Raw genomic sequence first — 19,744 nt, forward strand, 5'->3', positions numbered from 1 at the left:
GGGACAGGGCACGCGGGCCGGGGGCGATCGGCGGGACGCCGCCCCCTAAGGGCTGTACGGCGAAGGAAGTTCGACGAAGAGCCTAGGACCTGATCCGCTCGAAGACCGCGGCGAGGGCCTGGCCGCCGCCGATGCACATCGTCTCCAGACCGTAGCGGCCCTCGCGGCGTTGGAGTTCGCGGGTGAGCGTGGCGAGGATGCGGGCTCCGGTGGCGCCGACCGGGTGGCCGAGCGAGATGCCCGATCCGTTGACGTTGATCCGCTGCTCGTGGTCCTTCTCCCCGAGGCCCAACTCCCGCGTGCAGGCGAGGACCTGGGCGGCGAACGCCTCGTTCAGCTCGATCAGGTCCAGGTCGGTGAGGGCGAGGCCGGCCCGGTCGAGCGCCGTGCGGGTGGCGGCGACGGGGGCGATGCCCATGGTGGCGGCGGGGACCCCGGCACGGGCGCAGGAGACGAGGCGGACGAGCGGAGTGAGGCCGAGGCGTTCGGCCGTCCCGGCGCTGGTGACCAGGCAGGCGGCGGCCGCGTCGTTCTGGCCGCTGGCGTTGCCGGCCGTGACGGTGGCCTCCGGGTCGGTCTTCGCCATCACCGGGCGGAGGGCGGCGAGTTGCTCGGCGGTGGTGTCGGGGCGGGGGTGTTCGTCGGCGGTGACGGTGGTCTCGCCCTTGCGGGTGCGTACGGTGACGGGGACGGTCTCCGCCGCGTACCGGCCCTCGGCGGTGGCGGTGGCCGCCCGCCGCTGCGAGCGCAGGGCCAGGGCGTCCTGGTCGGCGCGGCTGATCCCGTACTCCCGGCGCAGGTTCTCCGCCGTCTCGATCATGCCGCCGGGGACGGGGTGGTGGCGGCCGCCCGCCGTGACCCGGGCGCGGGCGAGCGAGTCGTGGAGCTGGAGGCCCGGGCCCTTGATGCCCCAGCGCCCGTCGTGGGTGTAGTAGGGCGCGGCGCTCATGACGTCGACGCCGCCGGCGATCACGACCTCGCTGAACCCGGCCCGGATCTGCATGGCCGCGTCCAGGACCGCCTGGAGCCCGGAGCCGCAGCGACGGTCGATCTGGGTGCCGGTGACCGTGGTGGGGAGTCCCGCGTCCAGCGCTGCGACCCGGCCGATGGCGGGGGCCTCGCCGGAGGGGTAGGCGTGGCCGAGGATGACCTCGTCGACCCGGTCGGGGTCGATGCCCGTACGCGCGACGACCTGGGCGATGACGTGTGCGGCGAGCGAGGCGGGGGCCTGCTGCGCGAACACTCCGCCGAAGCGGCCGATGGGGGTGCGCAGCGGTTCGCAGATGACGACTTCGAGCGGCACGGCGGGGCCTTCCTCGGGGCGGCGGGCGGGTGGCATGGGCGCATTGCGGCGGAATGACCTTCGCACTACGTCACTGAGTCGGTCCAATATCGAATGCGTACGGTATTGAGATGCCGCCCGTCTCAATCGCGGGGACGCGCGGGGGTCGGCAGGGCTTCCCCGGCCACGGCGAGGACCGCGCGCAGGGCTGCGGAGGGGTTGTCGGGGCGCCAGGCGAGGGCGGCGCTCAGGCGGATGGGCGGACCGGCGACCGGGCGGTAGACCAGGCCGTTCTGCTGAATGTGCTGGACGGAGGTGACCGTGAGGGTGACACCGACCCCGGCGGCGACGAGGGCGAGGATCGTGTACGAGTCGGGGGCCTCCTGGACCACGCGCGGAGTGAACCCGGCGCTCTCGCAGGCCTCGGTCATGGCGTCGCGGACGGTGGAGCCGGAGTTGGCGGGGAAGGAGACGAACGGCTCCCCCGCGAGGACGTCCAGCGGTACGGAGACGCGGCGGGCGAGCGGGTGGTCGGAGGGCAGGGCACAGATCAGCTCCTCCTGGTCGATCACCCGGTGGGCGACGCCGGGCCGGGTCACCGGCAGCCGGACGAAGCCGAGGTCGAGGGAGCCGTCCGCGACCCGGGAGAGCGCGGTGTTGGCGTACGTCTGGCCGGTCATGACGAGTTCGAGTCCGGGGTGGGCGGCGCGCACGGCCCGGGTGAGCCGGGGCAGCGTCTCGTGGCTGGAGGCCCCGGCGAAGCCGATGGTGACCCGGCCGTACTCCCCCTTCCCCGCCGATCTGGCCGCTCGTACGGCGGTGTCGAGGTCGTCCAGGACGGCCCGTACGGGGTCGAGGAAGGACTCCCCCGCGCTGGTGAGCCGGACCGAGCGGGTGTTGCGGTGGAAGAGCTGGACGCCGAGTTCCCGTTCCAGCTGGCGGATCTGCTGGCTCAGGGGCGGCTGGGCCATCTGGAGCCGTTTGGCGGCCCGGCCGAAGTGCAGTTCCTCGGCCACGGCGAGGAAGGCGTTCAGGTGGCGCAGTTCCATGAGGACCCCCTCGCGTCATTGATATGCCCTGCGTCTTGATCCGACCTTAATTCGGTATTGGACACCCATCAATGGGGCTGAGACCGTGGGGTCGGCGTATGCCGACGATGGCGTTTGCGGGCGGTGAGGAGAACCGTGGACCGGACGGCCGACAAGGTCATGTCGATGAGGGAGGCCGTCGCCGTCACTTCGCCCTACCCGGCCGCCGACGGGACCGCCGAGGAGATCTACGCCGGACCGCCCGTCCACCCGGACGTGACGATCATCCGCGCCCAGCGCGCCGACCGCCGGGGGAACACCCGGATCGGGGGTCTCACGGGCGTTCAGGCCGAGGCGGTCCACGCGGCGGAGAAGGCGGTCGTGGGGGTGGAGGAGCCGGTGGCGGACGAGGTGGTCCGCGCGGACCCGAACCGCGCGGTCGTCCCGGCCCACGCGGCCGACGCGGTGGCCGTCCGCCCGCGCCGCGCACAGCCCGGGACGGCGTCGGTGACCAACCGCGGCTGGTCGCCGTGCACCCCGGAGTGAGCGTCGAGCAGGTGCGGGCCGCGACCGGCCGGGAGCTGAAGGCGGACGGCACGCATCCGACGGTGGACCCGCCGCCGGATGCGGAGCTGCGGCTGCTGCGCGACGATGTCGACCCGCACCGCGTCTACCTCCGCTGACCCCTGTCGTCCCCTCCCCTTCCCGCTGTCCGCTTTCCCTGTCCACTTCCCTGTTCACTTCCGCCGAAAGGGCCCCAACTGCCATGCGTATCAGGATCGTCGGAGCCGGGGCCATGGGCCGCGGCATCGCCCAGTGGGCGGCCAGCGCGGGACACACCGTGGAGCTGGGGGACGTACGGGCCGAAGCGGTGGAGGAGGCCGTGGGGTTCGTCGCCTCGATGCTGGAGCGGGCGGTGGCCAAGGGCCGGATGTCCGCGGCCGACCGGGACGCGTCCCTGGCGCGGCTGGTGCCGCTGGCCGACCCCTGGGCGGCCGGGCCGGACGTGGAGCTGGTCGTCGAGGCCGTGCGGGAGGATCTGGAGACCAAGGCCGAGGTGTTCGGGAAGTTGGAACGGGCGCTGCCCCCCTCCGCCGTCTTCGCGACCAACACCTCCTCCCTGTCGGTGACCCGGATCGCGGCGACCCTCCAGGACCCTTCGCGCCTGGCCGGGCTGCACTTCTTCAACCCGGTGCCGCTGATGCGGGTCGTGGAGGTGGTGCCGGGCGCGGCCACCCGCCCGGAGATCCCGGCCGCGCTGACCGAGCTGGTGGAGGGGTGCGGGCACCGGGCGGTGACCGTGGCCGACACTCCCGGCTTCCTGGTCAACCACGCGGGGCGCGGTCTGGTGACGGAGGCGCTGGCGCTGGTGGAGGAGTCGGTGGCGGACCCCGCCGGCATCGACCGGATCGCGCGGGACGTGCTGGGGCTGCGGATGGGCCCGTTCGAGCTGATGGACCTGACCGGGCTGGATGTCACGGCCGCGGTGATCGACTCGATCTGGCAGGGCTTCCGGTACGAGGACCGGCTCCGCCCCTCGTACCTCACACCGAACCGGGTGGTGGCCGGGCTGCACGGCCGCAAGACCGGGCAGGGGTGGTACGCGTACGGGGAAGGAGCCGAGGGGCCCGCTCCGGAACCGGCGGTGACCGGGGACGGGGAGCGGCCGGTGTTCCTGGCCCCGAGCGGATCGGCGGAGACGGCTCCGTACGTGGACGCCCTCGCCGGTGCCCTGGAGGCGGCGGGGGTCCGGGTCGAGCGGGGCGGGGGGCCGTCCGCCGAGGCTCTGGTGCTGGTGCCGGTCTGGGGGACGACGGTGTCCGGGGCGGTCCGGTCCGGCGGGCTGCCGCCGGGGCGGACCCTGGGCGTGGAGGTACTGCCCGCGGCCGGGCGGCGGCGGGTGCTCGCGGTGACGGCCGCCACCGATCCGTCGGCGGCCCGGGACGCGCGGGCGGTGCTGGCGCGTGCGGCGGGCGGCGAACCGCACGCCGTGACGGTGGTGCGGGACACGGCGGGCTCGGTCGCGCAGCGGCTGCTGTCGTCGATCGTGGCGGTGGGCGCCTCGATCGCGGAGCGGTCGCTCGCGACCCCCGCCGACATCGATCTCGCGGTGACGACCGGGCTCGGCTATCCGGCGGGACCGCTGGCGTGGGGCGAGCGGATCGGGGCTCCCCGACTGCTGGAGCTCCAGCGGGCCCTGCACGCGACGACGGGCGACCCGCGCCACCGGCCGACACGCTGGGTGACCGAGCGGGCGGACCTGGGGCTGGCGCTGACCGACCCGGGGACCGCGGTGGGCGCCTGCTGGGGGTGACCCCGGTCCGGACGACGGTGCCGGGACGGCTGGAGGGCCGTTCCTGGTGGCGCGGGGGCGTTCCTCGGGCATGCCCCACGCCGACGCGGGGTCAGAGCGGCGGGCGCCCGCAGTTGTCGCGGGGGGGCTCGGTGTCCTCGGCCGGTTCTCCACGCTCGGTGTGCTCGGCGCGCTCGGCCTGCTTGCCGTTCTCCCTGCCGCCCTTGCCCTCCTTGCCCTCCTTCGGCTCCTTCGGCTCCTTCGCTTCCCTGGGTTCCTTGGGTTCCTTCTCCCACTCCCAGGTCGACTGCAGCCGGGACTTGACGTCGTCCGGTGGCAGGAAGCGCGACCAGCGTTCCGGGAACTCCGAGGGCATGTACGCCGGACCGTCCTCCTCCTCGTCGTCCTCGTCGTCAGCCCCGACGGGGGCGGACGGGCGGGTACGGGCGACGAACTCGGCGGCCTGGGCGGCCCGGACGCGCTCGGTGGCCTCGCGGGCGGCGGCGGTGGCGAGCGAGGGCCACACCCGGTCGATGGCCGCGTTGACCGCCGCGCCGACAAGTACGGCGAAAGCGGAGATACCGATCCAGAGCAGGACGGCGATCGGTGCCGCCAAGGAGCCGTAGATCGTGGGGCCTTCGACCGTGTTGGTGAGGTAGATCCGGAGCAGGAAGCTGCCGAGCACCCACATCCCGAGCGCCACGAGCGCCCCCGGCACGTCCTCGATCCAGGGCGAGCGGACGGGAACGGAGACGTGGTAGAGCGTCGTGAGGAACGCGATCGTCAGCAGTATCACCACCGGCCAGTAGAGGACGGCGACGACCTCGGTGCCCCACGGCACCCACTCGACCACCCGGTCCGGACCGACGACGAGGAGCGGCAGCACCACCGCGCCCAGCAGCAGGGCGACGACGTACAGCAGGAAGGCGAGCAGCCGGGTCTTGACGATGCCGCGGTGGCCGTCGAGGCCGTACATGACGGTGATGGTGTCGATGAAGACGTTCACCGCGCGGGAGCCGGACCACAGGGCGATGGCGAAGCCGATGGAGATGATGTCGGGTCGGGTGCCGGTGGTGACGTCGGCCAGCAGCGGTTTGGCGAAGTCGTTGACGCCGCGCTCGGAGAGCACGGTCTGGGAGGCGGAGAGGATGTTGCGCTCGATGGAGGCGACCGTCTCCGTGGCCGTCCACTCGTCGACGTAACCGAGCAGCCCGATCAGACCGAGCAGCAGCGGGGGCAGGGACAGCAGGGTGAAGAAGGCCGCCTCGGCCGCCAGCCCGAGGATCCGGTACTCGATGCACGAGTTGACGGTGTCCTTGAGCAACTGCCACGCCATGCGCCGCTTCGAGACGTTGCGGTAGAGCACTCGGGCCCGGTGGAGCCGGCCCGGTTGCCGCTCGGGTGTTTCCTTTGCTGCCTGCACCTCCTTACCGTATCGGCATGGCAGCCACCACCCACACAGTGACCAATCAGGTTCCGCCGCTGGTCGGCTACGACGTCTTCGCCGCCGACCGGGCCCTCTCCGAGGCCGTCGATCGGCACATCGAGCCGGGCGTCCTGCCCGTGGCACGGGAGGAACTCGGGGTGCTCGGGCGGTCCGCGGGCTCCGTGCAGGCCCAGGAGTGGGGTGCGCAGGCGAACGGACATCCGCCCGTTCTGCGCACCCATGACCGCTATGGGAACCGGATCGACGAAGTGGAGTTCCATCCGGCCTGGCACCGGCTCCTGGGGCACGCGGTCGCCGCCGGGCTGACCGACGCCTGGGGCCGTCCGGCCGGTCATGTCCGGCGGGCGGCCGGGTTCCTGGTCTGGACGCAGGCCGAGGCCGGGCACGGCTGCCCGCTCTCGATGACGCACGCGGCGGTGCCCGCGCTGCGGACCGACCGGGTGCTGGCGGCCGAGTGGGAGCCCCGGCTGACCTCGTACGTCTACGAGGAGGGGCTGCGGCCGGCCCACGAGAAGGCCGGGGTGCTCTTCGGGATGGGCATGACGGAGAAGCAGGGCGGCACCGACGTACGGTCCAACACCACCCGGGCGGAGCCCGTCGCCGGGGAGGGCGAGTACCTGCTCACCGGGCACAAGTGGTTCTGTTCGGCGCCGATGTCGGACGGGTTCCTGGTGCTGGCGCAGGCGCCGGGCGGGCTGAGCTGCTTCCTCGTGCCGCGTGTGCTGCCCGACGGAACGCGGAACGCGTTCGCGATCCAGCGGCTCAAGGACAAGCTGGGCAACAAGTCGAACGCGTCCAGCGAGGTCGAGTTCGACGCGACCTGGGCCCGCCGGGTCGGTGAGGAGGGACGCGGGGTGCGCACCATCATCGAGATGGTGGCGGCCACCCGGCTGGACTGCGTGGTGGGTTCGGCGGCACTGATGCGGCAGGCGGTGGCGCAGGCGATCCACCACGCCACCTACCGCCGCGCGTTCGGCGGGCTGCTGATCGACAAGCCGCTGATGCGCAACGTGCTGGCCGATCTGGCGCTGGAGTCGGAGGCGGCGACGGTCCTGGCGATGCGGCTGGCGGCGGCGTACGACACGGACACCGAGGAGGAGCGAGCCTTCCTGCGGCTCGCGGTGCCCGCCGCGAAGTACTGGGTCACCAAGCGGTGCACGCCGGTCGTGGGCGAGGCGCTGGAGTGCCTGGGCGGCAACGGGTACGTGGAGGAGTCGGGGATGCCCCGGCTGCTGCGCGAGGCGCCGCTCAACTCGATCTGGGAGGGCTCGGGGAACGTCCAGGCGCTGGACGTGCTGCGGGCGCTCCAGCGGGAGCCGCGGGCGCTGGACGCGTTCCTGCGGGAGGTCGGCAAGGCGCGCGGGGCCGATCACCGGCTGGACGCGGCGATCAAGGACCTGCTGACGGAGCTGGCGGACCTGGAGGGGATCGAGGCGCGGGCGCGGCGGCTGGTGGAGCGGATGGCTCTGGTGCTCCAGGGGTCGCTGCTGGTGCGGTGGGCGCCGCCGGAGGTCTCCGACGCGTTCTGCGCTTCGCGGTTGGGCGGGGACTGGGGCACGGCGTTCGGGACGCTGCCGCACAGTCTGGATCTGGCCTCGGTGGTGACCCGGGGCCGGCCGGTCGCGGAGTAGGCGCCGACCCGGGGAAGCGACGGAGGGTGGTGCTGCGCCGACACGGCACCACCCTCCATGCTTGAACCGCGCCGCTCGCCGGGCACGGGCCCGGCGTACGGCACGCCGCCACTCTCGTACGTTCTGGTGGGGCATCGCCAGAGTTGCAAAGGGTTGCAACCATTGTGTGGACTGCGCAGCGGTTCCGTCCGGGCAGCGGCAGGATGGGGCCGGAGAGTGTGGAGTGCCGCGGGGGGAAACAGGTGGGGGCCATGAGTCATACGGGTTCTGCCGGGGTGGTGCGGGTGGTCGGCCAGGAGGCGGACCGCGCGACCCGGCTGCTCCACCGGGCCAGGGAAGCCCGGCTGGCGGGCGAGCGTACCGCCGTCGCGCCACGGGCGGAGATCGACGCCTCCTGGAACCGGGTGGTGCGCAGCGGCATCGACCCCGAGCAGTCGCCGGAGAGCGAGCTGCTGCGGGCGGAGGAGATCGAGCACCGGCGGCACAGCACGGCGCTCGGTGAGGTGATGCCGGTGCTGCGGGCAGGACTCGCCTCCATCGCGGACGCCGCGCAGCAGATCATGGTGGTGACCGACGCGGAGGGCCGGGTGCTGTGGCGCCAGGGCAACAGTGCGGTGATGCACCGGGCCCATGACATCTGCCTGGAGGAGGGGGCGGCCTGGGCGGAGGCGGCGACGGGGACGAACGCGATCGGTACGGCGCTGGCCGCCCGCGCGCCGATCCAGGTCCACTCGGCCGAGCACTTCATCCGGGCCCTGCACAACTGGACGTGTGCGGCGGCCCCGGTCCGTGATCCGCGCGACGGGCGGCTGGTGGGGATCGTCGACATCAGCGGTCCGGCCACCACCTTCCACCCGGCGACCCTCGCCCTGGTGGACTCGGTGGCGCGGCTCGCGGAGGCCGAGATCCGCACCCGGCACCTGGGGGCGATCGAGCGGCTGCGGGCGGTGGCGGCGCCGATCCTGTGCCGACTGGGGGGCAGGGCGCTGGCGGTTGACTCGCACGGGTGGCTGGCGGCGGTGACGGGGATGCCGCCGGTGGACCGGCTGCCGCTGCCGAAGTCGCTGCGGCCGGGCCGGGTGTGGCTGCCCTCGCTCGGCATGTGCCGGGTGGAGCCGCTGCCGGGGGGCTGGCTGGTGCAGGTGACGGACGGGGCGGCGGAGGGGGCGCCGCGCCGGGTGGTACTGGACCTGAGCCGGCCTCGGGCGCTGGCCGTGCATCTGGTGGGGCCGCTGGGGACCTCGACGCAGCGGCTCTCGCCGCGCCACGCGGAGCTGCTGTTCGCGCTGGCGGTGCACCGGGAGGGGCGTACGGCCTCCGAGCTGGCGCAGGACATCTTCGGGGACCGGACGCGGACGGTGACCGTACGGGCCGAGGTCTCCCGGCTCCGGCGCCATCTGGCGGAGGTGCTGGCCCACCGCCCCTACCGCTTCGGGGACGGGGTGGAGGTGGAGGTGGTGCACCCGGAGCACCCGGCCGACCTGCTGCCGCGCTCGAAGGCGCCGGTGGTGACGGGGGCGCGGCAGGGCGCCGCACCGGGGTGACCGGGGCATACCTGCTCGCGCGGGGCTCCTTGGCCCGACTGCACGCTCCGGGCCGACTGCGGGCTCCGGGTCGACGGCGGTCGGTGGGCGGGGGCTCCGTCCCGACGGGGGGCTCCGCCCCGACCGGGGGGCTCTGTCCCGACGGGGGCGGTGGGCGGGGGTGCTGTGCTCGCGGCGGCAGCGGCATGGTTGTCTGACCGGTATGAGCAACGCAGCGCAGCCCCCCGCATCCGACACCGGGACGACCACCGAGGCCACCGGCCGGGCCACCACCGAGGTCACCGTCTGGTCGCTGGAGCAGACCTCGCCCGCCGATCTGCGGCCCGCCGCCGTGCCGGAGGGTGATCTGCGGATCGTACGGTCCGAGGTGCCGCTGCCCGAGTTCAACCGCTTCCTCTACACCGCCGTGGGCGGCGACATCCGGTGGACCGACCGGCTCGGGATGACGTACGCACAGTGGCGCGAGGAGCTGGAGCGGCCCGGGGCCGAGACCTGGGTGGCGTACGCGAGCGGGACGCCGGCCGGGTACGTCCAGCTGGACCCGCAGGACGACGGTGCGGTCGAGATCCTGTACTTCGGGCTGATCCCGGCCTTCCGTGGACGGCGGATCGGCGGTCATCTGCTCTCGTACGGGGTGGCGCGGGCCTGGGACCTCGCGGAGCGGTGGCCGGACCGGCCGGCGACGAAGCGGGTCTGGCTGCACACCTGCTCCAAGGACGGCCCGTACGCGATGGACAACTACCTGCGCCGGGGCTTCCGGCTCTTCGCCACGAAGACCGAGGTGGAGCCGGATGTGGCGACCCCCGGACCGTGGCCGGGAGCGTACGGCGCCTGAGCCCGCCGCGAAAGCCGCTGCCGGGCCGTCACGGGGCCGGCGGCGGCCCCGCACAGGGGCGATTTGTCCCCATTGCCGTCGGCACGAGCTGTGACTGACACCACATCGTCTCGCTCTTCGAGACCATCTCGTCCACATCATGGACAGTGGTGGACTGGCCCGAGATCCGCGTGACACGCTTCCGTCATGTCTGGAACTGGAATTGCCTTGGTGAGTCGACGCCACGTCGACCTCTGCCGCATGTCCAGCGCCATCTGTCCGGCGGGCTGAGAGTCCCAGCGCCGCCGCACTCCTCTTACCTCTGAGACCGCCCCGCGCACCGCCGCGCCTTCGCGCGAGTGCGCTGCTCAGAGCCGCCCTCCTGCAGTCCCGAAGGACGTACCTGTCATGGCCGCTACCCCGGAACAGCCTGCGACCACCACGCCCCGCCGCAAGGCCGGACGCCACCGTGGCGAGGGACAGTGGGCCGTGGGCCACCACACCCCGCTCAACGGGAACGAGCAGTTCAAGAAGGACGACGACGGTCTCAACGTGCGGACGCGTATTGAGACGATCTACTCCAAGCGCGGCTTCGACTCCATCGACCCCAACGACCTGCGCGGACGCATGCGCTGGTGGGGGCTCTACACCCAGCGCAAGCCCGGTATCGACGGCGGCAAGACAGCCGTCCTGGAGCCGGAGGAGCTGGACGACAAGTACTTCATGCTCCGCGTGCGCATCGACGGCGGCCGGCTGACCACGCGGCAGCTGCGGGTGATCGGGGAGATCTCCCAGGAGTTCGCGCGCGGCACCGCCGACCTCACCGACCGGCAGAACGTGCAGTACCACTGGATCCGGATCGAGGACGTGCCGGAGATCTGGCGGCGGCTGGAGGAGGTCGGCCTCTCCACCACCGAGGCCTGCGGTGACACGCCCCGCGTGATCCTCGGTTCGCCGGTCGCGGGCATCGCGGAGAACGAGATCATCGACGGCACCCCCGCCATCGAGGAGATCCAGCGCCGGTTCATCGGCAACCCCGACTTCTCCAACCTGCCCCGCAAGTTCAAGTCGGCGGTCTCCGGCTCCCCGCACCTGGACGTGGCGCACGAGATCAACGACATCGCCTTCGTCGGGGTGAACCACCCCGAGCACGGCCCCGGCTTCGACCTCTGGGTCGGCGGCGGCCTCTCCACCAACCCCAAGCTCGGAGTGCGGCTCGGCGCCTGGGTGCCGCTGGAGGAGGTGCCCGACGTCTACGGCGGGGTCATCGGGATCTTCCGCGACTACGGCTACCGGCGGCTGCGGACCCGCGCCCGGCTGAAGTTCCTGGTCGCGGACTGGGGCGCGGAGAAGTTCCGCCAGGTCCTGGAGGACGAGTACCTCCAGCGCAAGCTGGTCGACGGCCCGGCGCCCGAGCAGCCCGCCCAGACCTGGCGCGACCACCTGGGCGTGCACCGGCAGAAGGACGGCCGCTTCTACGTCGGCTTCGCCGCACGGGTGGGCCGGGTCGACGGCACCACGCTCACCAAGATCGCGGAGGTGGCCGAGGAGCACGGCTCCGGCCGGGTACGGACCACCGCCGAGCAGAAGATGATCGTGCTGGACGTCGCCGAGGACCAGGTGGACTCCCTGGTCTCCGCGCTGGAGGCGCTCGACCTCAAGGTCACGCCCTCCCCGTTCCGGCGCGGCACGATGGCCTGCACCGGCATCGAGTTCTGCAAGCTGGCGATCGTCGAGACGAAGGCGCGCGGCGCCTCCCTCATCGATGAACTGGAGCGCCGCATCCCGGAGTTCGACGAGCCGATCACCATCAACATCAACGGCTGCCCGAACGCCTGTGCCCGGATCCAGGTCGCGGACATCGGCCTCAAGGGCCAGCTGATGCTGGACAGGGAGGGCAACCAGGTCGAGGGCTACCAGGTGCACCTGGGCGGGGCGCTCGGCCTGGACGCCGGGTTCGGCCGCAAGGTCCGCGGCCTGAAGGTCACCTCGGCCGAGCTGCCGGACTACGTCGAGCGGGTGCTCGGCAAGTTCCAGGAGGAGCGCGAGGAGGGCGAGCGCTTCGCCACCTGGGCGGCGCGCGCCAGTGCGGAGTCGCTGTCATGAGCGAGCGAGCCGCCCCGTTCCACTGCCCGTACTGCGGTGACGAGGACCTGCGCCCCAACGAGAGCGGCCACGGGGCCTGGGAATGTGCCTCCTGCAACCGTGCGTTCCAGCTGAAGTTCCTGGGGCTGCTGGCCCGGGGGGTTCAGCGCAACGACGGTGAAGGGGAACGGATATGACGGATGCTCTGCTGAGCGGGGAGCTGACGGACCGGGAACTTCGGGAGCTGGCCGAGCGGGCGGGCCGGGAGCTGGAGGACGCCTCCGCGACCGAGATCCTGAAGTGGGCCGCCGACACCTTCGGCCCGCGCTTCTGCGTCACCTCCTCCATGGAGGACGCCGTGGTCGCGCATCTGGCCTCGCGGGTGATGCCCGGCGTGGACGTGGTCTTCCTGGACACCGGCTACCACTTCCCGGAGACCATCGGGACCCGGGACGCTGTGGACGCGGTGATGGACGTCAACGTCATCACGATCACGCCCCGGCAGACGGTGGCCGAGCAGGACGCGGAGCACGGCGAGAAGCTGCACGACCGCGACCCCGACCTGTGCTGCGCGCTGCGCAAGGTCAAGCCGTTGGAGGACGGCCTGACCGCGTACGCGGCATGGGCGACCGGGTTGCGCCGCGACGAGTCCCCCACCCGGGCGAACACCCCGGTGGTGGGCTGGGATGCCAAGCGCCGCAAGGTGAAGGTCTCCCCCATCGCCCCCTGGACCCAGGACGACGTGGACGCCTACGTTCTGGAGCACGGGGTGCTCACCAACCCGCTGCTGATGGACGGTTACGCCTCCGTCGGCTGCGCGCCCTGCACCCGCCGGGTGCTGGAGGGCGAGGACGCACGGGCCGGCCGCTGGGCCGGACGGGGCAAGACCGAATGCGGGCTGCACGGGTGATGACGACTGATCAGGAGAGTTCGATGAGCGTGACGGAGACGGGAGCCACCATCTGGCTGACCGGTCTGCCGAGCGCGGGCAAGACCACCATCGCGTACGAGCTGGCCGGCCGGCTGCGCACCGAGGGCCACAAGGTGGAGGTGCTCGACGGCGACGAGATCCGGGAGTTCCTCTCCGCGGGGCTCGGCTTCTCCCGTGAGGACCGGCACACCAACGTGGCCCGGATCGGCTTCGTCGCCGAACTCCTCGCCGCCAACGGCGTGAAGGTGCTCGTCCCCGTCATCGCCCCGTTCGCCGACAGCCGCGAGGCCGTCCGCAAGCGGCACGCCGCCGAGTCCACCACCTATCTGGAGGTGCATGTCGCGACGCCCGTCGAGGTGTGCTCCGTACGCGATGTGAAGGGGCTGTACGCCAAGCAGGCGGCGGGCGAGATCAGTGGTCTCACCGGGGTCGACGACCCCTACGAGGCACCGGAATCGCCCGACCTGCGGATCGAGTCGCACCAGCAGACCGTGCAGGAGTCAGCGGCGGCGCTCCACGCGCTGCTCACCGAGAGGGGCCTGGCGTGAGTGCCGTCACCACCACCGTGTCCGAGGACACCGCGAACCCGTACGCGCTCAGCCATCTGGACTCCCTGGAGTCGGAGGCGGTCCACATCCTGCGTGAGGTGGCGGGGGAGTTCGAGCGGCCGGTGATCCTGTTCTCCGGCGGCAAGGACTCCATCGTGATGCTGCACCTGGCGCTCAAGGCGTTCGCGCCCGCGCCGGTGCCGTTCTCGCTGCTGCACGTGGACACCGGGCACAACTTCCCCGAGGTCCTGGAGTACCGCGACCGTACGGTGAAGAAGCACGGGCTGCGGCTCCATGTCGCCTCGGTGCAGGAGTACATCGACGCCGGGAAGCTCCGCGAGCGCCCCGACGGCACCCGCAACCCGCTCCAGACCGTGCCGCTCACCGAGGCGATCCAGCAGCACCGCTTCGACGCGGTGTTCGGCGGCGGGCGGCGCGACGAGGAGAAGGCCCGGGCCAAGGAGCGGGTGTTCTCGCTGCGGGACGAGTTCTCCCAGTGGGACCCGCGCCGCCAGCGCCCCGAACTGTGGCAGCTCTACAACGGGCGGCACGCTCCGGGCGAGCACGTGCGGGTCTTCCCGATCTCCAACTGGACCGAGCTGGACGTCTGGCAGTACATCGAGCGCGAGGGGATCGAACTGCCGCAGATCTACTTCGCCCACGAGCGCGAGGTCTTCTCCCGCAACGGCATGTGGCTCACGGCCGGCGGCTGGGGCGGTCCCAAGGAGCACGAGCCCGTCCAGACCCGGATGGTGCGCTACCGCACGGTCGGGGACATGTCCTGCACCGGGGCCGTCGACTCCGACGCCACCACGCTGCACGCCGTGATCACCGAGATCGCCGCCTCCCGGCTCACCGAGCGGGGAGCGACCCGCGCCGACGACAAGATGTCCGAGGCCGCGATGGAAGACCGCAAGCGCGAGGGGTACTTCTAAATGACCACCACAGCCGAGCAGTCGAGCGCCACCACCCTGCTGCGCTTCGCCACCGCCGGGTCCGTCGACGACGGCAAGTCCACCCTCGTGGGCCGTCTGCTGCACGACTCCAAGTCGGTCCTCACCGACCAGCTGGAAGCCGTCGAGCAGGCTTCGCTGAGCCGCGGCCAGGAGGCCCCGGACCTGGCGCTTCTCACCGACGGGCTGCGGGCCGAGCGCGAGCAGGGCATCACCATCGATGTCGCCTACCGCTACTTCGCCACCGCCCGCCGCCGGTTCATCCTCGCCGACACCCCCGGGCATGTGCAGTACACCCGGAACATGGTCACCGGCGCCTCCACCGCCGAGCTGGCCGTGGTCCTGGTCGACGCCCGCAACGGGGTCGTCGAGCAGACCCGCCGCCACGCCGCCGTCGCCGCCCTGCTCCGCGTCCCGCACGTGGTGCTGGCTGTCAACAAGATGGACCTGGTCGACTACGCGGAGCCCGTGTTCGCCTCCATTGCAGAGGAGTTCACCGCGTACGCCGCCTCGCTCGGCGTCCCGGAGATCACCGCGATCCCCATCTCGGCGCTGGCCGGGGACAACGTGGTGGAGCCCTCCGCGCACATGGACTGGTACGGCGGGCCGACCGTCCTGGAACACCTGGAGACCGTCCCGGTCAGCCACGACCTCACCGCCTGCCACGCACGCTTCCCCGTCCAGTACGTCATCCGCCCCCAGACCGCCGAGCACCCCGACTACCGCGGATACGCCGGCCAGATCGCAGCCGGGGTCTTCCGGGTCGGCGAGGCCGTCTCCGTACTCCCCTCGGGGCGTACGACCACGATCACCGGCATCGACGCGCTCGGCGAGAGCGTCGACATCGCCTGGGCACCGCAGTCGGTGACGCTCCGGCTGGCCGACGACATCGACATCTCGCGCGGCGACCTCATCGCCCCGGCCACCGACATGCCGCCGGTGACCAAGGACGTCGAGGCGACCGTCTGCCATGTGGCCGACCAGCCGCTCTCGGTGGGCCAGCGGGTGCTGCTCAAGCACACCACCCGCACGGTCAAGGCGATCGTCAAGGACATCCCCTCCCGGCTGACCCTGGACGACCTCTCCCAGCACCCGGCCCCCGGTCAGCTGGTCGCCAACGACATCGGACGGGTCGTCGTGCGGACCGCCGAACCCCTCGCGCTCGACACGTACGCCGACTCCCGGCGCACCGGTTCGTTCCTGCTGATCGACCCGGCCGACGGGACGACGCTCAGCGCCGGCATGGCGGGCACCGCGTTCGCCGCGGCCGCCGAGCCGGTCGTGGCCGCCGACGACGCCGCATGGGACTTCTGATGGGCGACGACTTCTTCTCCACCTTCGCGAAGGAGGGCGGCCGGGTGGGCAGCGGCGCACTCGGAAGCGGCGAGGGAGGCGTGGGGCGATGTGCGTGATGACGTACGCGTACCGCTCGCGCGCCCTGAACCCGCAGCACCCGTACCGCCGAAGACCTGCCGACCTCCCGGCCGCGCCCCCCTGACCAGCAGCGGGACGCGAGCACCGGGCCGACGAGAGGACAGCCCCCGTGCCTGCCCCCCGTTCCACCGTTCGCCGCTCCACGGCCGCCGTCGCGGCCCTGTCGCTTCTCGCGCTGGCCGCCACCGCCTGTGGCTACGGTTCCCAGAGGGTCGACGACGGCGCAGGGAGAGCGAATGTCCCCGACGGCGGGAAGAAGCTCTCCGCCGACACCGTGAAGATCGGCTACTTCCCCAACCTGACGCACGCCACCGCCCTGGTCGGTATCCAGGAAGGCACCATCCAGAAGGAACTGGGCGGCACCAAGGTCGAGTCCACCACCTTCAACGCGGGTCCGTCCGAGATCGAGGCGCTCAACGCCGGGTCGATCGACATCGGCTTCATCGGCCCCTCCCCCGCCATCAACGCCTACGTCAAGTCCCAGGGCAAAGGACTGCGGATCGTGGCGGGTTCGGCCTCCGGCGGCGTGAAGCTGGTCGTCGACCCGAAGAAGATCAAGACGTTGGACGACCTCAAGGGCAAGCGGATCGCGACCCCGCAGATCGGCAACACCCAGGACGTGGCCTTCCTCAACTGGATCTCCGAGAAGGGGTGGAAGGTCGACCCGCAGAGCGGCAAGGGCGACCTCTCCGTCGTCCGCTCGGACAACAAGGTGACGCCCGGCGCCTACACGTCCGGTTCGCTGGACGGAGCGTGGGTTCCCGAGCCGACCGCGTCCAAGCTGGTCTCCGAGGGCGCCAAGGTGCTGCTCGACGAGAAGGACCTGTGGCCGGACAGGAAGTTCGTGATCACGCACATCATCGTGTCGCAGAAGTTCCTGGACCAGCACCCCGATGTCGTCGAGGCCGTGATCAGGGGTTCGGTCGCCACCAACAAATGGATCAAGGAGAACCCGGCGGAGGCCAAGGCCTCCGCCAACAGGGCGCTGGAGAAGCTGAGCGGCAAGCCGCTGCCCAAGGAGATCCTCGACCCGGCGTGGGAGTCCATCGAGACCACCGACGACCCGCTGGCCACCACTCTCAAGGCGCAGGCGGAGTTCTCGGTCAGGGCCGGTCTGCTGAAGGACGCGGACCTCAAGGGCATCTACGACCTGGGTCCGCTGAACCAGATCCTCAAGGCCGACGGCCGGCCCGAGGTCGCCGACGCCGGTCTCGGCGTCAAGTAACCCACCCGTACCGGACCCAGGATTCCCAGGAGGTGACGACCATGGCGACCACCACCCTCACCAAGGCCGAGGACCGTACGACGGTCGAGCACGCCGCCCGTCTCTCGCACGTCTCGAAGTCCTTCGCCGGACCCACGGGGCGGCAGCTCGTGCTGGACGACATCTCGCTCGCTGTCGCTCCGGGTGAGTTCGTCACCCTCCTGGGAGCCTCCGGGTGCGGTAAGTCGACGCTGCTCAATCTGGTGGCCGGGCTCGACCGCCCGTCCGCGGGAACCATCGAGACCCCCGGCGGGCGTCCGGCACTGATGTTCCAGGAGCACGCCCTCTTCCCGTGGCTCACCGCGGGCAAGAACATCGAACTGGCCCTGCGGCTGCGCGGGGTGCCGAAGTCGGGGCGGCGCACCGAGGCCGAGCGGCTGCTCGAACTCGTCCGGCTCGGCGGCGCTTACGGCAAGCGGGTGCACGAACTCTCCGGCGGTATGCGGCAACGGGTGGCGATGGCCCGCGCGCTCGCCCAGGACAGCCAACTGCTCCTGATGGACGAGCCGTTCGCGGCCCTGGACGCCATCACCCGTGATGTGCTGCACGACGAGCTGACCCGGATCTGGCGCGAGACGAGCACCTCGGTCCTCTTCGTCACGCACAACGTGCGCGAGGCCGTGCGGCTCGCGCAGCGCGTCGTGCTGCTCTCGTCCCGGCCGGGCCGGATCGCCCGGGAGTGGACGGTCGACATCGAGCAGCCGCGCCGCATCGAGGACACCGCCGTGGCGGAGCTGTCCGTCGAGATCACCGAAGAACTGCGTGGGGAGATCCGCCGACATGGCCAGCACTGACATCACGTCCGACCGGAAGCGGCCGGGCGGACCGGGCTCCCCCGCCGGCGCCAAACCCGACGACATCGCCGGCCTGGAGGCCGGTCTCGACGCCCTGGACGCCGTGCAGATCCGCCGCACCCCGGTCCGCGAGGTCCTCAAGGCCAAGGTCCTGCCGCCCCTCGTGGCGGTGGCACTGGTGCTGATCGTCTGGGAGCTGCTGGTCCGGGCCGAGGTCACCGAGGTCTACAAGCTGCCGCCGCCCTCCGCGGTCTGGGACAGCGCCCGGGAGATGTGGCTCAAGGGCACACTCCTGGAGGTCGTCTGGACCAGCGTCTCGCGCGGTCTGCTCGGCTTCCTCCTGGCGGTGGCCATCGGTACGCCACTGGGGCTGCTGGTCGCCCGGGTGAAGCTGGTCCGGGCGGCGATCGGGCCGATCCTGTCCGGGCTCCAGTCCCTGCCGTCGGTCGCGTGGGTGGCCCCGGCGGTCATCTGGCTCGGGCTGAACGACAGCATGATGTTCGCGGTGATCCTGCTGGGCGCGGTGCCCTCGATCGCCAACGGGCTGGTCTCGGGCGTGGACCAGGTGCCGCCGCTGTTCCTGCGGGCGGGCCGTACGCTGGGTGCCACCGGCGTCCGGGGGACCTGGCACATCGTGCTCCCGGCCGCGCTGCCCGGCTATCTAGCCGGGCTCAAGCAGGGCTGGGCGTTCTCCTGGCGCTCGCTGATGGCCGCCGAGATCATCGCCTCCTCCCCTGAACTGGGGCTGGGACTCGGGCAGTTGCTGGAGAACGGCCGCAGCAACTTCGACATGCCCGGGGTCTTCCTCTCGATCCTGCTCATCCTGTTCGTCGGCATCGCGATCGACCTGCTGATCTTCAGTCCGCTGGAGCGGTGGGTGCTGCGCAGCCGCGGCCTCCTCGTCAAGAACTGAGTCGCACCATGTCCCACCCGGCCCTCCTCGTCATCGCCCACGGCAGCCGCGACCCGCGGCACGCCGCCACCGTGCACGCGCTCACCGAGCGGGTCCGGGCCGAGCGGCCGGGACTCCGGGTGGAGACGGCTTTCCTGGAGTTCAACGCGCCTTCCGTGCCCCGGGTGCTGGAGCGCCTGGCCGCCGAGGGGGCGGACGAGGTCGTCGCCCTGCCCCTCCTCCTCACCCGGGCGTTCCACGCCAAGACCGACATCCCCTCGGTCCTGCGCGAGGCCCGCGCCCGGCTGCCCCGCCTGCACATGCGCCAGGCCGACGTGCTCGGCCCGTCCCCGCTGCTCGACGCCGCCCTGGGACGGCGGCTGCGGGAGGCCGGGGTCCGTCCCGGCGACCTCCCCCGGACCGGGCTCGTCCTGGCCTCGGCGGGAACCACAGACCCGGAGGCGATCGCAGTGATCGCTGAAATCGCGCGGGAGCTGCGGCACACCGGTTGGTGCGCCGTGCGGCCTGCGTTCGCCTCCGCTGCCCTTCCCCGTACCGAGGACGCGGTACGGGCCCTGCGCGCCGAGGGAGTCGCCCGGGTGGCGGTGGCCCCGTACGTCATCGCCCCCGGCCGGCTCCCGGACCGCATAGCGGCGGGCGCGGAAGCCGCCGGGGCGGACGTACTGGCCGATGTCCTGGGCCCGGCCCCGGAGTTGGCACGACTGCTGCTGGACCGGTACGACGAGGCGCGGGTGCCGGTGGGGGCGTCGCTGTCGGCGTGAGGCCCCCGCACTCCGGTGGGCG

The 19,744-nt window shown here is 72.1% G+C and carries 17 protein-coding genes and 3 pseudogenes; 17 read left to right on the forward strand and 3 right to left on the reverse strand.

All coding sequences use genetic code 11. The features are described 5' to 3' along the window. Positions 1 to 82 precede the first annotated feature (82 nt). Entirely contained in the window at positions 83 to 1,303 is a 1,221-nt protein-coding gene (locus AC0682_RS11435) for an acetyl-CoA C-acetyltransferase (protein ID WP_478532409.1), read from the reverse strand. A gap of 122 nt (positions 1,304 to 1,425) precedes the next feature. Continuing rightward, a complete protein-coding gene (locus AC0682_RS11440) occupies positions 1,426 to 2,331 on the reverse strand; it encodes a LysR family transcriptional regulator (protein ID WP_478532411.1) in 906 nt (301 codons plus the stop codon). Positions 2,332 to 2,514: 183 nt separating this feature from the next. Here AC0682_RS11440 and AC0682_RS11445 point away from each other — a divergent pair. The 3 genes and pseudogenes from AC0682_RS11445 to AC0682_RS11455 form a co-directional block, all read left to right on the forward strand. Next, positions 2,515 to 2,814 (forward strand): annotated as a pseudogene (locus tag AC0682_RS11445) (CoA-transferase); the annotation flags it as partial. After that, positions 2,802 to 2,993, forward strand: a pseudogene (locus AC0682_RS11450) (3-oxoadipate--succinyl-CoA transferase subunit B); the annotation flags it as partial. The pseudogenes AC0682_RS11445 and AC0682_RS11450, both read left to right, overlap by 13 nt. 83 nt (positions 2,994 to 3,076) lie before the next feature. After that, positions 3,077 to 4,624: a 3-hydroxyacyl-CoA dehydrogenase gene (locus tag AC0682_RS11455; protein WP_478532413.1), complete on the forward strand. Its 1,548-nt coding sequence runs from the start codon at positions 3,077 to 3,079 to the stop codon at positions 4,622 to 4,624. A 91-nt stretch (positions 4,625 to 4,715) separates the two neighbouring features. Here the strand turns inward: AC0682_RS11455 and AC0682_RS11460 are convergent, their stop codons facing one another. Continuing rightward, positions 4,716 to 5,969 (reverse strand): YihY/virulence factor BrkB family protein, encoded by a 1,254-nt coding sequence (locus tag AC0682_RS11460; protein ID WP_478532581.1) that lies wholly within the window; start codon positions 5,967 to 5,969, stop codon positions 4,716 to 4,718. Positions 5,970 to 6,043: 74 nt separating this feature from the next. On the opposite strand from AC0682_RS11460, the gene AC0682_RS11465 reads away from it, so the two are divergent. The 14 genes and pseudogenes from AC0682_RS11465 to AC0682_RS11530 all read left to right on the forward strand — a co-directional run bounded on the left by AC0682_RS11465 (position 6,044) and on the right by AC0682_RS11530 (position 19,722). After that, the gene (locus tag AC0682_RS11465; protein WP_478532415.1) at positions 6,044 to 7,681 is read left to right on the forward strand and encodes an acyl-CoA dehydrogenase family protein; all 1,638 of its coding nucleotides are present in this window, start codon (positions 6,044 to 6,046) and stop codon (positions 7,679 to 7,681) included. A gap of 251 nt (positions 7,682 to 7,932) precedes the next feature. Continuing rightward, complete coding sequence (locus AC0682_RS11470; RefSeq protein WP_478532417.1) at positions 7,933 to 9,225, forward strand: helix-turn-helix domain-containing protein; 1,293 nt, start codon at positions 7,933 to 7,935, stop codon at positions 9,223 to 9,225. Between the two features lie 202 nt (positions 9,226 to 9,427). Beyond that, positions 9,428 to 10,060: a GNAT family N-acetyltransferase gene (locus tag AC0682_RS11475; protein WP_478532419.1), complete on the forward strand. Its 633-nt coding sequence runs from the start codon at positions 9,428 to 9,430 to the stop codon at positions 10,058 to 10,060. Positions 10,061 to 10,258: 198 nt separating this feature from the next. Continuing rightward, positions 10,259 to 10,330: pseudogene (locus AC0682_RS11480) on the forward strand (putative leader peptide); the annotation flags it as partial. A 117-nt stretch (positions 10,331 to 10,447) separates the two neighbouring features. Continuing rightward, positions 10,448 to 12,145 (forward strand): nitrite/sulfite reductase, encoded by a 1,698-nt coding sequence (locus AC0682_RS11485; protein WP_478532421.1) that lies wholly within the window; start codon positions 10,448 to 10,450, stop codon positions 12,143 to 12,145. Further along, a complete protein-coding gene (locus AC0682_RS11490; RefSeq protein WP_254811436.1) occupies positions 12,142 to 12,321 on the forward strand; it encodes a hypothetical protein in 180 nt (59 codons plus the stop codon). Before AC0682_RS11485 ends, AC0682_RS11490 begins: the two co-directional genes overlap by 4 nt. Then, entirely contained in the window at positions 12,318 to 13,034 is a 717-nt protein-coding gene (locus tag AC0682_RS11495) for a phosphoadenylyl-sulfate reductase (protein ID WP_254811437.1), read from the forward strand. Before AC0682_RS11490 ends, AC0682_RS11495 begins: the two co-directional genes overlap by 4 nt. Before the next feature lie 23 nt (positions 13,035 to 13,057). Then, on the forward strand, positions 13,058 to 13,603 hold the full coding sequence (cysC, locus tag AC0682_RS11500; protein WP_010059288.1) for an adenylyl-sulfate kinase: 546 nt from the start codon (positions 13,058 to 13,060) through the stop codon (positions 13,601 to 13,603). Further along, positions 13,600 to 14,538, forward strand: a complete 939-nt coding sequence (gene cysD / locus AC0682_RS11505) for a sulfate adenylyltransferase subunit CysD (protein WP_478532424.1) — start codon at positions 13,600 to 13,602, stop codon at positions 14,536 to 14,538. Before cysC ends, cysD begins: the two co-directional genes overlap by 4 nt. Continuing rightward, positions 14,539 to 15,870 carry a sulfate adenylyltransferase subunit 1 gene (locus AC0682_RS11510; protein ID WP_478532426.1) on the forward strand — a complete coding sequence of 444 codons (1,332 nt, stop codon included), beginning with the start codon at positions 14,539 to 14,541 and terminating at the stop codon, positions 15,868 to 15,870. A gap of 229 nt (positions 15,871 to 16,099) precedes the next feature. After that, complete coding sequence (locus tag AC0682_RS11515) at positions 16,100 to 17,215, forward strand: aliphatic sulfonate ABC transporter substrate-binding protein (RefSeq protein ID WP_478532428.1); 1,116 nt, start codon at positions 16,100 to 16,102, stop codon at positions 17,213 to 17,215. 41 nt (positions 17,216 to 17,256) lie between these two features. Next, positions 17,257 to 18,048 (forward strand): ABC transporter ATP-binding protein, encoded by a 792-nt coding sequence (locus AC0682_RS11520; RefSeq protein ID WP_478532430.1) that lies wholly within the window; start codon positions 17,257 to 17,259, stop codon positions 18,046 to 18,048. Then, a complete protein-coding gene (locus AC0682_RS11525) occupies positions 18,035 to 18,961 on the forward strand; it encodes an ABC transporter permease (protein WP_478532432.1) in 927 nt (308 codons plus the stop codon). The genes AC0682_RS11520 and AC0682_RS11525 overlap by 14 nt, the downstream gene beginning before the upstream one ends. Positions 18,962 to 18,969: 8 nt before the next feature. After that, positions 18,970 to 19,722: a sirohydrochlorin chelatase gene (locus AC0682_RS11530; RefSeq protein ID WP_478532434.1), complete on the forward strand. Its 753-nt coding sequence runs from the start codon at positions 18,970 to 18,972 to the stop codon at positions 19,720 to 19,722. Positions 19,723 to 19,744: the final 22 nt, after the last annotated feature.

The sequence above is a fragment of the Streptomyces sp. NPDC043746 genome (assembly GCF_056436485.1).